The sequence below is a fragment of the Streptococcus sp. ALY_211 genome (genome assembly GCF_058314555.1).
On sequence record NZ_JBZFUN010000002.1, the window covers coordinates 181,179 to 199,811 of the forward strand.

Here is an 18,633-nt window from a genome sequence, read left to right on the forward strand (position 1 = left end):
AGGCATGTGTCAACTTGAACTTAAAGGCTCAGTGTCATTATCCCAGGCCAAAGAATTAGGCTAATACTTCCCTAATTCTCTCAGACTAGTATGATTCTCTTGAATGCGGCGAAACATCTTTTCCATGTCTGCTTGAGTAAAGTTGACAAGTACTGGTCGACCGTGCGGACAGTTATAAGGATTTTGACACTGAGCTAATTGAAGGAGAAGGTGACGAGCAGAGTAATCATCAAGAGCATGATTAGCCTTGATAGAACGTTTACAGCTCATCATGATGGCCAATTCTGCTCGGTACTTCTTGATAGAAACCTCATCGGTTAGTAACAACATGTCGCACATCTCATAAATACCAGATTCGATTTCTTCTTCTTTCATCCAAATGGGATGTTCACGCAGAATAAAAGTATTATCTCCATAAGGTTCAAGATAAATGCCCACTTCATTTAAGACGGACATTTTTTCCTGAAGATTGATGGCATCATCAGGCATAAACTCGAACAGATAAGGAACCAGCAACTGTTGTAAACTGCTGTCAACTTCACCGATCTTTTCTCGGTAATATTCATATTTTACCCGTTCTTGGGCAGCATGCTGGTCGATAATATAGAGACCGCCCTTACCTTGGGCAAAGAGGTAGGTTCCTTGCATTTGTCCAAAATAATCTAATTCTGGAAATTGTGACGCTTCTTCATTATCTAAACGCTCTAATAAGCGCTCAGCCTGAGTTTTTTTACTAAAATCTATTTCAGGATGTTCGTGGCCATCTGTATGATGGCTTGATCGTTGAGCCCGCTTAACTTTTGGCTTGACAGGGTCTGATAATGGCTTGTCATCATTGTCAATTTGGTTGACAGAAGAATCAGAATGACTTTCTGCAATAGTTGTCACTAAATCTTGATCTTGACTAGCATAAGAGACATCAGCTTGTCTAAGAGGTAGGCTTGTCTGAATCGTGGTATTTTTTTGACGTACACTTGATTTAGCCAGGTTGTCAAGTGCATCTGGAATCAGATCTTGCTCACGAAGACTAGCTGCTATAGCTTGGCTGATCAGGGCCATCAGCTCACGTTCTTTAGAAATCCGAACCTCTTGCTTGGTCGGGTGGACATTGACATCGGCTAAGTAGGGATCAATCTGAATATCAAGAACTGCCAGCGGGAATCGCCCGACCATGAGTTTGGAGCCGTAGCCATCAAGAATGGCTCGGTTAAGCAGAAAATTTTTGATATAGCGGCCATTAATCAAAATCGTGATGTAATTCCGATTAGCCCTCGTCAGCTCAGGTAAACTGATATAACCTGACACCTCAAAATCGAGATCCGACGCTGATATCTCAATCATTCTCTTGGCTGTATTAATCCCATAGATACCTGCAATTGCCTGACGGAGATCCCCACTGCCTGCGGTCTTGGTCAATTCTCGGCCATCATGCCTCAGAGTGAAAGCTATTTCCGGGTGAGCCATACTTTGGCGATTGATCACATCAACTATGTGGGCCAGTTCTGCTTGCAAGGACTTCATATATTTGAGACGAGCTGGTGTATTATAAAAGAGATCCTCCACAGTAATCTTAGTCCCTACAGGCGTACTGATAGGCTCTTGCTTTTCGATCTCACCACCCTTTGATACAAGCAGGGTTCCATGCTTCGCCCCTTGAGTAGCCGTCTTAATCGTCAGATGACTAATGGAGGCGATCGAAGGAAGGGCCTCGCCCCTAAAACCAAGCGTTCGGATACGAAAGAGATCGGCTTGATTTTTAATTTTACTTGTTGCATGCCTGCGTAAACTCAAAGCAACATCGTCTTCTTCAATGCCTTGGCCATTGTCTATGACCTGAATTTTTTTAAGCCCCGATTCCTCAATTTCCACTGTGATTTGATTGCTGCCAGCATCAATAGCATTCTCTACTAGTTCTTTGACGACACTGCTGGGTCTTTCGATAACCTCACCTGCAGCGATCTGATTAGCCAACACCTCAGGTAGCTCAATAATATGTGACATGTTTTTCCTCGCTTTGCTAAGCTAGTGCTTTAGCTTCTTTAGGTCAATTTTTTTAGTTCAAAGAGGGCATTCATGGCATCTAGGGGAGTCATATTAACCACGTCTAGATTTTTTAAAGTTGCTAGCAACTGAGCTGTATCTGGCTCTTCTTCAAAGAGAGACAACTGACCATCAGGTTGACGCTCTTTGATCTGACTAGCTGAACTACCTAGGCTCTCTTTTGGCCTTAAATCAGCCGCATGTGCTTCTAAGTCTGTCAAAATATTATCAGCACGTCCCAATAACTCAGTCGGTAGACCAGCAATTTTAGCTACATGGATACCATAGGACTTGTCCGCAGAACCATCTGTTATTTTGTGTAAAAAGGTGACATGGCCGTCTTTCTCAAGTGTTGCAACATGAACATTGACTAACTTTGTCAAGCTGTTTGACAGAGCTGTCAACTCATGATAATGGGTTGCAAACAGCGTTTTAGCCCCAATGTGATCATGAATATACTCGATAATCGACTGAGCCAGAGCCATCCCATCGTAGGTAGCTGTTCCTCGACCGAGCTCATCAAAAAGAATCAATGATTGTTTTGTGGCACGTTGGAGCGCCATATTGGCCTCCATCATCTCTACCATAAAGGTCGATTGCCCAGAAATCAGATCATCCGCCGCTCCTATACGGGTGTATATAGCGTCAAATACTGGAAGACTGGCGGACTCAGCTGCAACAAAAGATCCTAATTGTGCCATGATAACACTAAGGGCCAACTGTCTCATATAAGTGGACTTCCCACTCATATTTGGCCCTGTGATGAGCTGAATAGCTGTTTGGCTGTCCAATTTAATTGTATTAGGGATGTATTCTTGAGTCCCCATGACTTTCTCAACAACAGCATGGCGGCCTTTTATAAAAGCAACTTGGTCTTGGCTGTTAAAGTCGGGGCGGACATAATGATTAGTTTCCGCTACACTAGCTAGACTTTGGAGGACATCCACCGATGCAATTCCCTTGGCCAGGTCTTGAAGACGCTGGATGTATTTTTCAACCTGATTGCGTATCGTCATAAAGATGTCGTATTCTAAGTTAGCTGATTGCTCACGCGCTTCCAGAATATCGCCTTCAATCTTGGCTAATTCTTGAGTACCAAATCGTTCTGAATTTTTCAGTGTTGCCTTTCTGAAAAAGTGGTCAGGGACTAGATCCAAGTGGGAGTTCGTGACATGAAAGTAATAGCCATCCTTACGGTTGTAGTCAATCTTGAGCGTAGCTATGCCACTAGCCTTGCGCTCCTTGGCCTCTATATCTGCTATCCAGCTCGTCCCTTCACGCATGACTTGACGGTAATGATCCAAGCGCTCATCAAAGCCGGTCTTGATCATACCGCCATCTGTAATCGTCGCTGGGGCATCGCTATCTATTGCTGAATGAATCAGATGTTCCAGCTCTACTAGGGGATCAATGGCCTGATTTAGCTCATCGATGGCAGGATCATCAAAACTGTCCAAGATAGCCTTGATCGTCGGTACTTGGGACAAAGTTTGCCCTAACTGCAGCAGATCCTTGGGGTTGGCCTTGCCAAAAGATACACGACTCGCTAAGCGCTCGATATCGTAAACACCTTTAAGACTGTCTGCTAAATCACTACGCTCAAAAAAATGCGATAGGAAGACCTCAACGACTTCCTGACGCTTTGTAATCTTCTCTAAACTCACCAAGGGACGATCGATCCAAGTGCGCAAGAGACGCATCCCCATAGCCGTCTTGGTGTCATCTAGCAGCCAAAAGAGGGAACCATGTTTTTTATGCGTCCGTGCATTCTCAAGAAGATCCAAGCTAGACTTGGTCGCATAGGTCATTTGTAAATAGTCCTTGATTTCATAATGGACAAGCTTTTGCAGGTGGGTCAGCTCACGCATCTGGGTCTTGTGGACATACTGCAATAATTTACCAGCTACTTGTCTTTCCACCTCTGTCAAGCTCTCATCAAGCAACTGGGCATGGTCAAACACACTGTCTTCTGGTGATAGCAAGAGATTCATTTGCTTAGTCAGTACTGCTTCTTGTTTGTCATCTAGTGTAAAGCCAAGAACGACTTCACGTGCCTTAAGATTTTGAATCTCACTGCAAACAGCACTAAAGTCACTCAGACTCGTGGCATAAAACTCACCAGTTGATAGATCCATATAAGATAGACCAAAATCCCCGTCCAGATAGTCAATCGCAACCAAAAAGTTATTGGCACTATCAGGCTTAGTCGAGTCAACAGCTGTCCCTGGTGTAATGACTTGGACCACCTCTCGCTTAACAACACCTACAGCCTTCTTAGGATCCTCCATCTGTTCTGCAATGGCGACCTTATAACCCAGATCAACTAGGGTATCAATATATTGCTGAGCAGAGTGGTAGGGGACTCCTGCCATGGGAATGGGATTTTCAGCATTTTTATTGCGGCTGGTCAGACTGATCTCTAGTATCTGGGCCGCCTTAGTCGCATCCTCATAAAAGAGCTCATAAAAATCTCCCATGCGAAAAAGCAAAAAAGCATCAGGATAATCTTCCTTGATGTCTATATATTGCTGCATGCCTGGTGAAATTTTAGCCTGGGCCATGGGTCAACTCCTTGTTTACTTTCTCTTCGATGGTCTTGGTTACATATTGCAAAAGATCACTGGCATCCTGCATTTTTTCCCGATAATCTTGGACAATAGGCAATTCTGATAAGTTATGCTCCAAATCATCCGCTTGTCGGGCAGCATATCCTGCAGCATTGGGTTTATCGATCTTGTCAAACAAGACTGCCTCCTGCTGAAATGCTTTCATCTGTCCTGATAACTCTTGTAAATCTGGTAGGGCTTGAATCTTAGCCTCAGCAGCCTGATAAGCACGAACGCTCTCATGGGAAGCCAGCAGATTTTGCAAGACTGCTATTTCTTCCTGTAAATCGCTCATGGCTGCAACTCACTCTCAATAGCTTGCGCCTTGCTCTCATCCTTACAGATAATGATCAGGGTATCTGCACCTGCCAGTGTGCCTAGGATCTCTTCTCGCTCCTCTTGATCGATAATATTAGCTAGGACATCTGCTTCCCCTAGCTCTGTTGAGCAAACTACGATAAAACTAGCCCTTGAAACTTTTTTGATATGACTCTTAGCAGCATCTGCCAGATAAGACTGGGGTTCGTCTGCCAAGCTGTAATAGAGCTTGCCATTATCATCACGACGCTTGAGCAATCCAATCTCCCTCAAATCCCTAGATAGGGTCGCTTGGGTAACAGCAATACCTTGTTCAGATAGATAATTTTTGATTTCTTCTTGGGTTCCTACACGCTCATTTTGGATAATAGTTTTAATTTTATCTTGACGCTCTCGCTTGTTCATAATAACCCTCGTAATTTTCTCTTGAATGTGCTTGTATTATACCAGAAATAGAGGATTTTTTCATGGCGTAAACCCTTAAGAAACCAGTGATTTTAGGGGAAAAATCGGGCCGTTTATGTTACAATGAATTGAAATACTATCACAGGAGAATATCATGGATCACAAACTTCTTATTGCTCAAGAAATCAATGCGGCTCAACCTGATCTAGCCCTTGAAGATATCATCAATCTATTAGAAACACCTAAAAATGCTAGTATGGGGGACCTTGCCTTCCCTGCCTTCTCTTTGGCAAAATCCTTACGCAAGGCACCGCAAATCATCGCCAGTGATATAGCCGATGCCATCAACCCAGAAAAATTCGAAAAGGTTCAAGCAGTCGGGCCTTATGTCAACTTTTTTCTCGATAAATCTGTCATTTCGCAAACTGTCCTCCATCAAGTCATCTCACAAGGCAGTCATTACGCTGACCAAGATGAAGGGCAAGGGCGCCATGTCACTTTAGATATGTCCAGTCCCAATATTGCTAAGCCTTTTTCCATCGGTCATCTGCGCTCCACTGTTATCGGCGACAGCCTGGCTCATATTTTTGAAAAGATGGGCTATCAGCCTGTAAAAATCAATCACCTAGGCGATTGGGGCAAACAGTTTGGTATGCTGATCGTCGCTTACAAAAAATGGGGAGACGAGGCAGCAGTCCGAGCCAATCCAATCAGTGAATTGCTCAAACTCTATGTTCGTATCAATGAGGCTGCCAAGGAAAATCCAGCATTGGATGAGGAAGCACGTGATTGGTTCCGCAAGCTAGAAGCTGGCGATCAGGAGGCACTCTCGTTATGGCAATGGTTCCGAGATGAAAGTTTAGTAGAATTCAACCGTTTGTATGATGAGTTAGGAGTGGACTTTGATAGCTTTAATGGTGAAGCCTTCTACAATGATAAGATGGATGAAGTCGTTGCTATCCTTGAAGATAAGGGCCTCCTCAAAGAATCACAGGGAGCACAGATCGTTGATCTAACAGATGATGGGATCGAGCAGCCTGCTTTGATCAAAAAATCTGATGGGGCCACCCTCTATATTACCCGTGATATCGCTGCTGCCCTCTATCGTAAACGCACCTATGACTTTGCCAAGTCCATCTACGTCGTCGGGAACGAACAAGCCGGTCACTTCAAACAACTCAAGGCTGTTTTGAATAAGATGGGATATGACTGGTCAAATACCTTGGTACATGTGCCATTTGGCCTAGTCACAAAGGATGGTAAGAAACTCTCAACCCGTAAAGGTAATGTTATCCTTCTGGAACCTACTATCGCAGAGGCTATCAAACGTGCCCAGGATCAGATCAATTCTAAAAATCCTGATCTTGCTAACAAAGATAAGGTCGCACATGCCGTCGGGGTCGGTGCCATCAAATTCTACGACCTCAAAACCGATCGTCTCAACGGCTACGACTTTGATCTAGAAGCCATGGTCTCCTTTGAAGGGGAGACCGGTCCCTATGTTCAGTATGCCTATGCGCGTATCCAGTCCATCCTTCGCAAGGCTCAGTTCTCGCCTAATTCCCAAGCTGATTACTATCTCAATGATGATGAAAGCTGGGAAATCATCAAACTCCTGCAAGACTTTCCACGTCTGATTCAGCGAGCAGCCAACAATTTTGAGCCCTCAATCCTAGCAAAATTCGCTATTAGCTTGGCTCAAGCCTTCAATAAATATTACGCCCATACACGCATCCTAGATAATGGTCCAGAGCAGGACAGTCGCCTAGCTCTCAGCTACGCTACAGCTACTGTTCTGAAAGAAGCCCTGCGTCTCTTAGGCGTCCAGGCACCAGAAGAAATGTAATAAATCGCCTTTAGTTGGGAAATGTTTACAATTTTTGCTAGAAGGCACTTGCTGCTCGCTATGTTAGCAAAAGGCACAAAAAGACCTCTCCTTGAAGGAGAGGTCTTTTTATCAACTCTGATTGTCATCTGCAAAGCGGCCAAGGATATGAACATCCTCAGAGATAGACACAAAGGCCTTGGGATCTGCTTTTTTCATGACATCTTTGAAATCTGGGTATTCTTCTCGAGTTATGATTGTGATCAAAACTGATTTTTGCTCATGTTTATACGTTCCTTCGGCATCATTGATCCGTGTCACCCCCCGATGGAGCTGCTTGTGGATCTTCTTGATGACATGGTCAGGACAGCTGGTGACAATCAGTGCCTGCATTTTCTTTTGTTTCGTAAATAGGGCGTCTGTCATCCGGCTGGAAACAAAGATAGTCACCATAGAATATAGGGCGTACTTCCATCCAAACAAAATGGCTGCCAAAATCATGATAACACCGTTGACAGCTAAGGAAATCGTTCCAACATCCCGTCCTGTTTTCTTACGTACATACAGACTGATAATATCCGTTCCACCACTTGAAATTCGGGCACGTAGACCGTAACCTATGCCGATTCCCATGATTAAACCACCAAAAATGGCGTTAATCATAGGATCTGATGTTAGAGAAATCTGGGGCATAAACTGGATAAAGAGGGAACTAACTGTTACGGTTATAAAGGTAAAGATGGTAAAACGATGCCCAATTCGATACCAGGCTAAAAGCATCAAGGGGATATTGATAGCGTAAAAAGCAAGGGCTACCGGTATTGTAAAGCCAATAAAACGCTCACTAATAGCAGATAGGACCTGGGCAAAGCCCGTTGCACCACTGGAATAGACATGACCGGGCTGAAAGAAGAAATTAACCGCAATACTAGAAAGCAGACCATATACCAGAGAGGCTGAAATCTTCTCAGCATACTTCTCCTTAGAAATACTTCTCACCGCATGCCAAAGTCCAACTTTTTTAGCCGCCTTACCGACAAGATATTTAATATGTCTTTTAGAATCGTTTGCATTCATGATGATTAATCTTGTTTAGCAGCTACCTCAAGGGCTAATTCGTCTAATTGTTTACCTGACACTAGACTTGGGGCTTGGGTCATAGGATCTGATGCCTTATTATTCTTAGGGAAGGCGATCACTTCACGGATATTATCCTCACTAGCTAAAATCATGACGAAGCGATCCAAACCAATAGCAAGTCCGCCATGAGGAGGGAAACCATAGTCCATAGCTTCAAGTAAGAAGCCAAATTGCTCATTAGCAGACTCAGCGCTAAAGCCAAGTGCTTTCAGCATGCGCTCTTGCAAGTCTTTCTGATTGATACGCAAGCTACCTCCGCCAAGCTCATAGCCATTCAGGACAATATCATAAGCCACAGCACGAACTTTGGCTAAATCGCCTTCAAGTTCATGAGCAGACTCTGCTGTCGGCAGGGTAAATGGGTGGTGGGCTGACATATAGCGCCCTTCTTCTTCAGACCATTCAAACATTGGCCAGTCAACTACCCACAGGAAGTTGTAAAGAGAGGCGTCAACCATGTCAAGGTCCTTAGCTAAGCGAGTTCGCAAACCACCCAGAGTAGTATTAGCTACCTCAAGTGTGTCAGCGACAAAGAGAATCAAGTCATTGTCAACAGCCTGTAAACGATCTGTCAAATCACTGGCAATAGCTGTTAAAAATTTGGCCACCGGTCCAGTAAGCTCACCATCGGTGACCTTGACCCAAGCCAAGCCTTTAGCACCGTATTGTTTGGCCACTTCTGTCAATTTATCAATATCTTTACGAGAATATTTATCGGCAGCATCCTTAACCACGATAGCTTTAACGGCTGGAGCTTCTGCGAAAACCTTAAATTCACTATCTTTTACAAGATCTGTCAAATCTTGTAAGAGCATATCAAAACGTGTGTCTGGCTTATCTGAGCCATAGTTGTTCATGGCATCATCATAGCTCATCCGTGGGAATGGCAGGGAAACGTCAATCCCTTTAGTTTCCTTCATAACACGCGCAATCAAGCCCTCTGTAATATCTTGGATCTCTTGATCATCAAGGAAGGAGGTTTCCAAGTCAATCTGTGTAAACTCAGGTTGACGGTCTCCACGTAGGTCTTCATCACGGAAACACTTAACGATTTGATAGTAGCGGTCAAAACCAGCATTCATCAGTAGCTGCTTGGTTATCTGTGGACTTTGTGGCAAGGCATAGAAATGTCCTTGGCTAATACGTGAAGGCACTAGATAATCCCGTGCTCCTTCTGGGGTTGACTTGGTCAACATGGGAGTTTCCACATCGATGAACTCAAGCTCGTCCAAGTAGTTGCGAACACTGTGAGTAACCTTGGCACGGAGCTTTAGATTGTCCAGCATCTTAGGTCTACGCAGGTCAAGGTAACGATAACGCAAACGGTTATCATCCGTCATTTCCGCATCATCCTTGATTTCAAATGGCGTTGTCTTAGCTGAATTTAGCACTGCTAGATCGCTGACATGTAATTCAACATGACCAGTAGGCAACTTATCATTAGCTTGCTCACGCGCCTGAACAGTACCTGCCACTTCGATAACATACTCGCTACGCAGACTCTCAGCCGTAGCCATCACCTCGCTAGAAACTTGCTCAGGATTAATGACTAACTGCATAATGCCTTCGCGGTCTCGCAGATCAATGAAGATCAAACCACCAAGGTCACGACGGCGGGACACCCATCCCTTTAAAACCAACTGACTGCCAATATGCTCACTACGGACACGCCCCGCATACATACTACGTTTCATACTTGAAATACCAAGCCCAGTTGGGCTTTTTCCTTTCTCTATCTGAGTTTTTGCATTCCTATCTATTATAGCAAAATGCACACTAAAACCCCACCCATCGTGTGAGGTTTTTCTTACTTTCCAAAAGCTGCTAGCAAATCGCTAGTGTCTACAAATTCTTCCTGAAATTCCTCAATGTCATCAAACTCATACTCAGCTTCCTCAGCCAAGTGGTTCCAGCGAAAACCATAGACATCCTCTATAGTCACGCCCCATTCGTCAGTCTCCTCGTCATATTGCCAGCCTAAATAGCGCTCAGCTGGCTTAAAGACAAGGACAACTGTCTGGTAATCGTGCTCCCATTGCTGTCCTAAGAACTGTTGGCACATGGCATGATCACTCGCTTTTTCACCGTTAAACCATGGGATTTCATGCTTGTCTAAATAAGCAATCAACTGCCAAAATTGCTGCTGAAAGTGAATCGGCTGATGACGGTCAAAGCCCAGACTAAAGGTTTGTTGTTCTTTCAATAACTGTTCAATACTGGTCACGATACTCTCCTATAGGCTTAAACCTTGTTCTTATTTTTGAATTTTTGCCAAAACCGCAACAAAGTCTGTCGTAATTTCCTCAAAGCTAGCAAGTACTTCTTGGCGTGTTTGATTGTCTTTGATGGCAACTTCACCGGTTTCAACTTCACTCTCACCCAAAGTTATGATCGTCTTAGCCTTGAATGTATCTGCTGACTTGAACTGGGCCTTGATCTTACGGCCTAGATAATCACGCTCAGCCTTAAACCCTTGCTGACGAAGGGCTTGAACGATCTCGAGCGCCTTAAGATTAGCACCATCACCAAGAACGGCTAGGTAGACATCCAGATCTTCATCGATTGGAAGTGAGATGCCTTGCTTATCCAGAACCAGCAAGAGGCGTTCAATCCCTAAACCAAAGCCAAATCCTGGAGTTTGCGGACCATCAAAATACTCAACTAAGCTATCATAACGGCCTCCCGCACAGATCGTTAGCTCTGTTTTATCAATAGTCGTGATGAACTCAAATATCGTATGGTTGTAGTAATCCAGCCCACGCACCATGTTGGTGTCAATCACATAAGGAATTTTTAAGGTCTCCAGCATCTGACGGACAGCGTCGAAATGCACTTGACTCTCTTCATCCAAGTAGTCCAAGATCGATGGCGCATGCTCAACAGCTGATTTATCCTCTTTTTCCTTAGAGTCCAGCACACGTAAAGGATTTTCATCCAAGCGTCGCTGACTGTCTTTTGAGAGCTGCTCACGCATGGGTTCCAGATAATCAATTAGGGCTTGACGATAAGCCAGGCGACTCTCAGAATTACCAAGGCTATTGAGGTGCAGGGTGACATTCTTAATACCCAGCTCATCAAAAAGCTGATAGGCCATGGCAATCGTTTCAACATCAGTTGCAGGATTGCTAGAACCAAAATTCTCTACGCCTATCTGATGGAACTCACGCAGACGGCCAGCCTGCGGACGCTCATAACGAAACATTGAGCCGATGTAGTACATCTTGGCAGGCTTCTGCACTTCAGGGGCAAAGAGCTTGTTTTCTACAAATGAACGCACAACTGGAGCTGTCCCTTCTGGACGCAAGGTGATGTGTCGGTCGCCCTTGTCGTGAAAATCGTACATCTCCTTGGTCACAATATCGGTCGTATCCCCGACCGAACGGCTGATCACCTCATAGTGCTCAAACATAGGGGTGCGAATCTCACCATAGTTGTACTTTTTAAACGTTTCACGTGCAACATTTTCTACATACTGCCACTTAGCACTCTCGGTAGGCAAGATATCCTGAGTTCCTTTTGGTTTTTGAAGTTTCATCATTAAATACAAGGGTCGAAAAAGCAGCGGTTAAAAATCTGAGAAATGATCCGTCATCTTGATACCTAGACTGGTCCATTTCCCATGCTTTCCGACCATATTCTATTCCTTTCATAGATTTCTATCAATGTCTTAAGGTGTGGCATGAATCACCGCCTGTATCACTACCAGGATTGATTTCAGTGCCCTTCTTTTATACCCATAGTTCCTTTTATTCTACCATAAAAACAGCTCCTCTAACAGCTAAAGTCATGTAAAAAGCCCCTAAAGGAGCTTTTGATAAACCGATGATTCTATTGCAACTTCGTATTGATAGCACCGATATCCCTTTTAATCATCACGTAGTTAAAGGTATAGATCGCCACATAGATAAGGCTGATGAGACCCAGCATGCCAAGCAGGCTTGTCACACTCAACTGGAACCATCTCAGATACCAGCCCGCTGCTAGAAGCGGGAGTACAATGCAGCTATAATGTAGACAAGTCAGCCAAAGTAAGGAATGCTTTTCTGCCTGGCGAAAGACAGAGCCAGCTACCCCCTGAGCCATGCCTAAGCCAGCAAAAATAACAAGCTGGATACCAACTGCGCTGATATCAGACTGAAACTGTTCCATAAAGGCAGGGACGGCGGGTGAAAAACCTCTACCGACAACGACGCTAGCAAAATAGGTGGCTAAATTACCCATCCCTAACCCCATTAAAGCATAGGCTAGCAATTTTCTGAGTATTTTCATGATATTTCCTCCTTCTCTAGTCATTACAACCCTAATGTCTCTTTAAAGGTCTTGAGAGAACGGCGGGAGACAAAGCTCTCACCACCAGTTTTCAAGGTGAGCTTGATCGTCCCTTTGATACTGAGATCCAATTTTTGGATAGCCCTGATATTAACAATCTCACCTTGAGAAATCTTGATGAAGTCTTTGGTCAGCTGCTCCTCTAATTGATAAATCCGGTATTTAGTCGTATAGAGCTTATCTGCTGTCTCTAGGAAAACTTTCTTATTCTCACTATAAATACGGATAATATCGGGGAGAGCTAAGAGATATACCTTTTCCATCCATACACCGGGCAGGTAGTCTGACTTCCCTTCGGCAAGATTGATAATCTGTTGAGTCTTACGATCAATGTGGGCTGCATAAATCTTGATCAATGTCTCTGCTAATCGAGAGTCTTTAATGACTTCCAGTTTCATGATAGCTCCTCCTTTTTTATTTAGTATAACTTATATTCTTTAGGAGGCCTATGACTTTCAGATAAACGGTTAATTTTTATGGATAAGCGGTTATATTAGGCAGAAAAACTGATTTTTTCTGTCAAGTAACTTTACTTTACAAAAATAATATGATAGACTGTTAGAGTTGATTTAAAATCAAGATTAATCTATTGGAGGAAACATACAAATGGCAGTACCTGCACGTCGCACGTCAAAAGCGAAAAAAAATAAACGTCGTACACACTACAATTTGACAGCTCCAACTGTTAAATTTGATGAAACTACTGGAGATTACTCACGTTCTCACCGTGTATCCCTTAAAGGATACTACAAGGGACGTAAGATCGCCAAAGCTAACGCAGCTGAATAATAGAAGGGAGATACCATGCGCGTCAATATCACACTTGAACACAAAGAATCTGGTGAACGCTTGTACCTTACTTCAAAAAACAAACGTAACACTCCAGACCGTCTGCAGTTGAAAAAATACTCACCAAAATTGCGTAAGCATGTGGTGTTCACTGAGGTGAAATAAAATAACACAAATAAAGCCTATGAAATCAATGTTTCAGGGGCTTTTTTGTTGACTATTAGTTTCAATTCTTAAAGAATTGATAAAAGTTTGGCATCAGTTGTGTAACGAGCTGTGTTGGCTCATAAAGGACGAATTTTTTAGCTTTTGTTGTTGTTAATAATTTAGCCTCTTTTAGAATCTGCAAATGTCTGGACACGCTGGAATTACTCATTAATAAAACTTGAGCCAAAGATTGTGTTGTACTTGGCTTATCAATGACATAATTCATAATTTGCAAACGGACAGGGTCACTCAAAGCTTTAAAAATAGTGATGAGGCTTTCCGGAGTAGAATTATAGTAACTTGGCTGCTCAGTAATATCATAAGTAATGGCAAGTCCTTGGTCGAAAGTTTCAACAAAGAGGTGAGGCCAAATAAAATAACTTGGTAATAGCATAATAGAATCACTGTCTTGCAGTTGGATTTCTTGGTCAAACGGTTTAATAATGACCAACTCATCCTCTTTCCAATGGATGCGGTCAACCTGTAAATGATTAAACATTTCGATTAAACCGTTTTTTCTTAAAAAAGAAGATTGCTTCTGAATTTCATCTAGCAGTTTCTGCTGAATGGCTTTCTCTTCCCAAGTGTTATCAAATATTTCTCGTCGATACCAATTTATAAAAGAAAAAAGATGTTGATAAACACTGGAAGCATCCTTTCTCAAGTCGCTAAGTAACTGATTGTCCTTATGCAAAGAAAAATCTTTCCATTCTAGTCCTTTTGCTAATGTCGGAATGAAGGAGTTTTCTCGGTCATTTGTCACTTTCTCCAAATGCTCAATTAACTGAGCAGCAGGCAAGTCATTAAGAAATTTCTTTAGATTTTGTATTTCTTCTTCAATCGTTGTTGCATGATAGCGAAAATTACAAAGCAAGATAGGGGAAACACCAAGTTCATAAAATAGTTGAAAATAATGAAGGTTTTCATAGAATTCCTTAGTAAGTTTATTTTGTATCCCAATGACCCAATCGACATTTGTTCCATGGTGACGAGGATTCAATAAAACATGTAAACTTCTAAACAGTTCATTGAGCGGGGAGTAGACAAATTGTATCCTTTGCGTCAAAGTTTCCTCTGTTTTCAGAGCATAGTTACTGAATTGAATGGTAATTGCCAAATGTTATTCCTCCAAACGATTCGATATTTTTAGAATTGATTGATTATAGACTCTCTTCATTGTATCATATTCACAATTCTGATATAAGGAGAAGATGGATGAACAGGAGAAATCAAGATTCATTGATAACAGTTATCGCAGGTATGGGAATGTTGTTGTCCACCCTTGATACAGGTATTATCAATGTCGCCTTATCCTTTTTGAAGGGACAATTTCAAACGACAACTAACATAGCATCGTTTACAATAACTGGCTATACGTTAGCATTAGCTATCTCTATCCTACCTTTAGGAGTATTAAGCGATAAATTTGGAAAGTTAAAGATTTCCTACTTAGGATTTGTACTTTTCGGACTGAGCTCGTTATTCTGTGGATTTGCCAATAGTATTGGCTGGCTCATTGCTGGTCGGATTATTCAAGGTATAGGAGCTGCTGCTTTACAAGCTACTTCAGCAGCTTTGATTACTACTTTAGTTTCTGAAGAAAGCCAAAACAGCTCTATCAGCATTTTAGGTGTTATGATTGGCTTAGGGCCTGTCCTTGGCCCGTCTTTAGGAGGTATATTACTGTCTTTAAATCTCTGGCGCTTTATCTTCTGGCTAAATGTTCCTTTTTCAATCCTCGCAATAGTATGTAACCATTATCTTCTTAGTAAGCTCTTTGAGGAGACTAGCGAACGAACATTGGATAATCTTGGAATTGTTATAAATGCTCTGATGTTAGTTTTTCTTTTATTAGGGTTATCTTTACTAAGCAAACCTCATCTATTAATGGTTAGTCTTATCTTAATCATATCCAGCTTGTTTCTCGGGATCGTCTTTTACCATGTTGAATTTAGAAATAGACAGGCACTTGTTGATGTTGAGGGATTAAAAAACAACCCACAAGTAATCTCCTATCTTTTTCAGACGGTCTCCTTTGGTTTTGCTTCTGCCATGATATTTTTACTTCCGCCCTTTATTTTTGAACAATTATATCATTTAGGAGTGGGACAGACAGGCTTTCTTGTACTAGGAGCACCTGCAGGCCTGGTCCTTTTTTCAAGAATATCTGGTAAAATCAATGACGGTAGTAAAAATAAAGCTTTTAGTCATTTAGGTCTCGGGATTATTATTGCTTCTTTGCTTTTCTTTTTGCTTCTCACTCCTAGCTGGCCTTACCTATTTTTAACTTTAGGATTATTTATTTATGGCATTGGCGGAGGCTATTTTCAACCTGCCAATATCGCAAGTATTATGCAAGCCAGTCCCATGAAAATGCAAGGAAGCACAGGAGCTTTACAGCGAATGGTACAAAATGTTGCTATTTCGGCTGGTTCAGCCATCGGCTCAACTTGCTTAAATCTTTGGTCGAATAATCTATTATTAGCTACTCGAATTGGATGGGGAATAGCATTAATACTAGTTATTATAAGCCTAAAGGACATGATTTTTTTAAAACACAATAATTGACTATAAAAAAGATTTCAGTAAGTAGTCACTGAAATCTTTTTTTATATATAATTACCCCTTTTCAAACAATACTTTCACACGGGCTAACAAGCTACTCAATAACCCATCTGAAACATTTTCGATATACCGATAGTCTCTAGCATTGAAATCTATCGTCACCAACTGGTCGAGTAAAACTTTACCTGTTGTTTCGGTATCTTTCAGAAGAACATAAAAGGGGTAATCTCTTTTGGTATTGCTGATAGGGGCAAAAATAGCAATGTTAGAGTACTTCGTAACAACGCTATGACTTAAACAAATATAAGGTCGATAGCCTTTTTGTTCATGACCTTGTTTAGGATCAAGGTTAATTTTAATGATAGACCCTTGCTTAATACTTACCATTGTTCATTACCAACACTTTCAAAAATGACTGGCGTTACAGAAACTGGCTCACCCTGATAATCTTTAAAAAGGTCATCAACTGTTAATTCTGGGACTGTCGTTGCCTTTTTAAGAATAATCTTGTTCCCTGACACTTCATAATCAAGAATATCGTTGGTATGTAATTGTAGTTGCTGTACTAATTGTTTTGGGAGACGTATAGCTGAACTGTTCCCCCATTTATTAACTGTTAGTTGCATAATGCCACCTCCTCTTTTTGAATATTATATCACAAAAGTATCATTTTGTATATACTTTGAATTATATCAACTCTTCTTGTCTAATAGGTCTTGAATATTTACGATGTATTGCGCTTTTTGGTACAAATCTTCAATTTCTAACTCACTAAGAAATAAACTAAAATAGACTTATCCTATAAAAGGAGGAAAAGTCTATTTTTTAGCCTAATTCGTGATTATCCGGTACGGAGGAGGCAAAATGAAAACAGAAACAATTAAACGCAACAATAAAAATATTATCAAGAAAACCAAGAAAAATGGTGATATTAGCTACTCTCTTAAAGGGGCTTATCTGGGAATAGATGAAAAAACGGGTAAGCAAGTCACAACAACAATTACTGCTAAAACTTTGAAAGCTTTGGACAAGAGACTTATACAAGCAAAGTTAGATTTTGAGGCTAAGGGGGCTACCAAAAAGAAAAATTGGAAATTGACCGTTTTAGTGACCTTGTTGAAATCTGGTATAGTAGTTTTCAAACATGGGTAATATCACAAAACACTCTAAATCGAGTAAGAGGGTATATTGACACTTACATTCTCCCTAAATTTGGCGATTATAAACCAGATAAAATTGAATCTGCTGAAATTCAACTCTGGGTAAATGAATTAGCTCAAAAAGCGCAGAAATCTGTTAACAATGGAAATCGACGAGCTCCTAAAGGCAGTACTAAAGATTTTGGAGCTATTATCCATAAAGTTAGTGATATTTTTGATTTTGGGGTAACGAATTTTGGCTTGACCCTAAATCCTGCTAAAACAGTTAAAATCCCACCAAAACCAAAAGCGCAAAAAAAGCGCGTTATGGTACTTCATGATAAAGAATTAGCAATATGGCTAGCTTACTTAGATACTCTACCCGATACAAGAGCAAATAGGCGATTCAAAATTATTTGTGACACCCTGTTAGCCTCTGCTCTTCGTATCAATGAGCTATTAGCCTTGACTACTAAAGATTTGGATTTTGCAACGCATGAAATTATTGTGTCAAAAACGCTTATGTGGAAACAAGCAAATAGAAAATTGGGAATCAAAGGTCAAGTTGTTTGTAAAAATACTCCTAAAACTGACTCTGGGTATAGGAGAGTTCCTGTTCCAACCTATCATTTTGACACATTTAATTGATTTTCATAACGAAATGAATACCTATTTTAAAAAACACCAGTTACCAACAACTGATTTAATCTTTCCCACAATATACGGAAACTACATGTGTGATAGAAATGAAAGAACAACTTTAAAAAGAAGACTTTCAGAATTAGGTTTACCTGATTATGGCTTTCATCTTTTTAGACATACTCACGCCTCACTTATGCTTAATGTAGGAACTAACTGGAAAGAGTTACAAGTTAGAATGGGACATAAATCTATTACCACTACAATAGACTTGTATGCAGAATTAGCACCTGAAAAGAAATTTGAAGCAGTTGATCATTATCTTGATAAAATATCTAAACTTACAAGCTAATTTCATCTCTACTTTTTTCTCTTCCTTTTCTAAAAAGAAAAATCAGATGATTTATAAACCTTGATTTAATAATGTTTATAAGAGGCTAAATTTAGATTACCTCAGCCTTATTGAGGTTAAATAAGGCTTTCACTACTATTCAGTGAACGTCAAAAACCCTGATTTTACAGGTTTTTTTCTTTTTCCAAATTCACTGTAATGCAGTAAAATGAATTTTGAACTCTACATTTTACTCTACATTTTTTGATTTGATAGCCTATTAAAATGACGGTTACAACT

At 41.3% G+C, this 18,633-nt stretch carries 17 protein-coding genes and 1 pseudogene; 5 read left to right on the forward strand and 13 right to left on the reverse strand.

The features are described from left to right. Positions 1 to 60: 60 nt before the first annotated feature. Genes mutL through argR form a run of 4 tightly spaced genes read right to left on the reverse strand, consistent with a single transcriptional unit; the run spans position 61 to position 5,369 of the window. Positions 61 to 2,001, reverse strand: coding sequence for a DNA mismatch repair endonuclease MutL (mutL, locus tag AC4HAJ_RS02820; protein ID WP_491078644.1), 1,941 nt, complete (start codon positions 1,999 to 2,001; stop codon positions 61 to 63). 38 nt (positions 2,002 to 2,039) lie between these two features. After that, entirely contained in the window at positions 2,040 to 4,601 is a 2,562-nt protein-coding gene (mutS, locus tag AC4HAJ_RS02825) for a DNA mismatch repair protein MutS (RefSeq protein WP_491078645.1), read from the reverse strand. Beyond that, complete coding sequence (locus AC4HAJ_RS02830; protein WP_491078646.1) at positions 4,588 to 4,941, reverse strand: YlbF family regulator; 354 nt, start codon at positions 4,939 to 4,941, stop codon at positions 4,588 to 4,590. The genes mutS and AC4HAJ_RS02830 overlap by 14 nt, the downstream gene beginning before the upstream one ends. Then, a complete protein-coding gene (gene argR, locus AC4HAJ_RS02835) occupies positions 4,938 to 5,369 on the reverse strand; it encodes an arginine repressor (RefSeq protein ID WP_491078647.1) in 432 nt (143 codons plus the stop codon). The genes AC4HAJ_RS02830 and argR overlap by 4 nt, the downstream gene beginning before the upstream one ends. 154 nt (positions 5,370 to 5,523) lie before the next feature. On the opposite strand from argR, the gene argS reads away from it, so the two are divergent. Next, the gene (argS, locus tag AC4HAJ_RS02840; RefSeq protein WP_491078648.1) at positions 5,524 to 7,215 is read left to right on the forward strand and encodes an arginine--tRNA ligase; all 1,692 of its coding nucleotides are present in this window, start codon (positions 5,524 to 5,526) and stop codon (positions 7,213 to 7,215) included. A 111-nt stretch (positions 7,216 to 7,326) separates the two neighbouring features. On the opposite strand, the gene AC4HAJ_RS02845 is transcribed toward argS, so the two are convergent. From AC4HAJ_RS02845 to AC4HAJ_RS02870, 6 genes are all read right to left on the reverse strand, one after another. Beyond that, entirely contained in the window at positions 7,327 to 8,271 is a 945-nt protein-coding gene (locus tag AC4HAJ_RS02845) for a YitT family protein (RefSeq protein ID WP_491078649.1), read from the reverse strand. Between the two features lie 5 nt (positions 8,272 to 8,276). After that, a complete protein-coding gene (gene aspS / locus AC4HAJ_RS02850) occupies positions 8,277 to 10,028 on the reverse strand; it encodes an aspartate--tRNA ligase (RefSeq protein ID WP_491078650.1) in 1,752 nt (583 codons plus the stop codon). Between the two features lie 113 nt (positions 10,029 to 10,141). After that, the gene (locus AC4HAJ_RS02855) at positions 10,142 to 10,558 is read right to left on the reverse strand and encodes a hypothetical protein (protein ID WP_491078651.1); all 417 of its coding nucleotides are present in this window, start codon (positions 10,556 to 10,558) and stop codon (positions 10,142 to 10,144) included. Between the two features lie 30 nt (positions 10,559 to 10,588). After that, a complete protein-coding gene (hisS, locus tag AC4HAJ_RS02860; RefSeq protein WP_491078723.1) occupies positions 10,589 to 11,869 on the reverse strand; it encodes a histidine--tRNA ligase in 1,281 nt (426 codons plus the stop codon). Positions 11,870 to 12,162: 293 nt separating this feature from the next. Continuing rightward, on the reverse strand, positions 12,163 to 12,603 hold the full coding sequence (locus AC4HAJ_RS02865; RefSeq protein WP_491078652.1) for a DUF3021 domain-containing protein: 441 nt from the start codon (positions 12,601 to 12,603) through the stop codon (positions 12,163 to 12,165). 23 nt (positions 12,604 to 12,626) lie between these two features. Continuing rightward, positions 12,627 to 13,061 carry a LytTR family DNA-binding domain-containing protein gene (locus AC4HAJ_RS02870; RefSeq protein ID WP_491078653.1) on the reverse strand — a complete coding sequence of 145 codons (435 nt, stop codon included), beginning with the start codon at positions 13,059 to 13,061 and terminating at the stop codon, positions 12,627 to 12,629. Between the two features lie 208 nt (positions 13,062 to 13,269). Between AC4HAJ_RS02870 and rpmF the strand changes: the two genes are divergently transcribed. Next, a complete protein-coding gene (gene rpmF / locus AC4HAJ_RS02875; protein WP_027975257.1) occupies positions 13,270 to 13,452 on the forward strand; it encodes a 50S ribosomal protein L32 in 183 nt (60 codons plus the stop codon). Between the two features lie 15 nt (positions 13,453 to 13,467). After that, the gene (gene rpmG, locus AC4HAJ_RS02880; RefSeq protein WP_001265622.1) at positions 13,468 to 13,617 is read left to right on the forward strand and encodes a 50S ribosomal protein L33; all 150 of its coding nucleotides are present in this window, start codon (positions 13,468 to 13,470) and stop codon (positions 13,615 to 13,617) included. A gap of 61 nt (positions 13,618 to 13,678) precedes the next feature. On the opposite strand, the gene AC4HAJ_RS02885 is transcribed toward rpmG, so the two are convergent. After that, the gene (locus AC4HAJ_RS02885; RefSeq protein ID WP_491078654.1) at positions 13,679 to 14,776 is read right to left on the reverse strand and encodes an ArsR/SmtB family transcription factor; all 1,098 of its coding nucleotides are present in this window, start codon (positions 14,774 to 14,776) and stop codon (positions 13,679 to 13,681) included. Between the two features lie 98 nt (positions 14,777 to 14,874). Here AC4HAJ_RS02885 and AC4HAJ_RS02890 point away from each other — a divergent pair, with 98 nt between their 5' ends. Beyond that, complete coding sequence (locus AC4HAJ_RS02890; RefSeq protein ID WP_491078655.1) at positions 14,875 to 16,227, forward strand: MFS transporter; 1,353 nt, start codon at positions 14,875 to 14,877, stop codon at positions 16,225 to 16,227. 51 nt (positions 16,228 to 16,278) lie between these two features. Here the strand turns inward: AC4HAJ_RS02890 and AC4HAJ_RS02895 are convergent, their stop codons facing one another. Then, positions 16,279 to 16,611 carry a type II toxin-antitoxin system PemK/MazF family toxin gene (locus tag AC4HAJ_RS02895; protein ID WP_491078656.1) on the reverse strand — a complete coding sequence of 111 codons (333 nt, stop codon included), beginning with the start codon at positions 16,609 to 16,611 and terminating at the stop codon, positions 16,279 to 16,281. Then, positions 16,605 to 16,850: an AbrB/MazE/SpoVT family DNA-binding domain-containing protein gene (locus tag AC4HAJ_RS02900; protein ID WP_491078657.1), complete on the reverse strand. Its 246-nt coding sequence runs from the start codon at positions 16,848 to 16,850 to the stop codon at positions 16,605 to 16,607. The genes AC4HAJ_RS02895 and AC4HAJ_RS02900 overlap by 7 nt, the downstream gene beginning before the upstream one ends. Before the next feature lie 238 nt (positions 16,851 to 17,088). Between AC4HAJ_RS02900 and AC4HAJ_RS02905 the strand changes: the two are divergent. Then, a pseudogene (locus AC4HAJ_RS02905) lies at positions 17,089 to 18,354 on the forward strand (tyrosine-type recombinase/integrase). Positions 18,355 to 18,633: the final 279 nt, after the last annotated feature.

What these genes read in the sequence shown, in the direction of transcription:
- mutL (WP_491078644.1), bottom strand. Translation starts at nt 2,001, where the DNA reads ATGTCACATATTATTGAGCTACCTGAGGTGTTGGCTAATCAGATCGCT.
- mutS (WP_491078645.1), bottom strand. Translation starts at nt 4,601, where the DNA reads ATGGCCCAGGCTAAAATTTCACCAGGCATGCAGCAATATATAGACATC.
- AC4HAJ_RS02830 (WP_491078646.1), bottom strand. Translation starts at nt 4,941, where the DNA reads ATGAGCGATTTACAGGAAGAAATAGCAGTCTTGCAAAATCTGCTGGCT.
- argR (WP_491078647.1), bottom strand. Translation starts at nt 5,369, where the DNA reads ATGAACAAGCGAGAGCGTCAAGATAAAATTAAAACTATTATCCAAAAT.
- argS (WP_491078648.1), top strand. Translation starts at nt 5,524, where the DNA reads ATGGATCACAAACTTCTTATTGCTCAAGAAATCAATGCGGCTCAACCT.
- AC4HAJ_RS02845 (WP_491078649.1), bottom strand. Translation starts at nt 8,271, where the DNA reads ATGAATGCAAACGATTCTAAAAGACATATTAAATATCTTGTCGGTAAG.
- aspS (WP_491078650.1), bottom strand. Translation starts at nt 10,028, where the DNA reads ATGAAACGTAGTATGTATGCGGGGCGTGTCCGTAGTGAGCATATTGGC.
- hisS (WP_491078723.1), bottom strand. Translation starts at nt 11,869, where the DNA reads ATGAAACTTCAAAAACCAAAAGGAACTCAGGATATCTTGCCTACCGAG.
- AC4HAJ_RS02865 (WP_491078652.1), bottom strand. Translation starts at nt 12,603, where the DNA reads ATGAAAATACTCAGAAAATTGCTAGCCTATGCTTTAATGGGGTTAGGG.
- AC4HAJ_RS02870 (WP_491078653.1), bottom strand. Translation starts at nt 13,061, where the DNA reads ATGAAACTGGAAGTCATTAAAGACTCTCGATTAGCAGAGACATTGATC.
- rpmF (WP_027975257.1), top strand. Translation starts at nt 13,270, where the DNA reads ATGGCAGTACCTGCACGTCGCACGTCAAAAGCGAAAAAAAATAAACGT.
- rpmG (WP_001265622.1), top strand. Translation starts at nt 13,468, where the DNA reads ATGCGCGTCAATATCACACTTGAACACAAAGAATCTGGTGAACGCTTG.
- AC4HAJ_RS02890 (WP_491078655.1), top strand. Translation starts at nt 14,875, where the DNA reads ATGAACAGGAGAAATCAAGATTCATTGATAACAGTTATCGCAGGTATG.
- AC4HAJ_RS02895 (WP_491078656.1), bottom strand. Translation starts at nt 16,611, where the DNA reads ATGGTAAGTATTAAGCAAGGGTCTATCATTAAAATTAACCTTGATCCT.
- AC4HAJ_RS02900 (WP_491078657.1), bottom strand. Translation starts at nt 16,850, where the DNA reads ATGCAACTAACAGTTAATAAATGGGGGAACAGTTCAGCTATACGTCTC.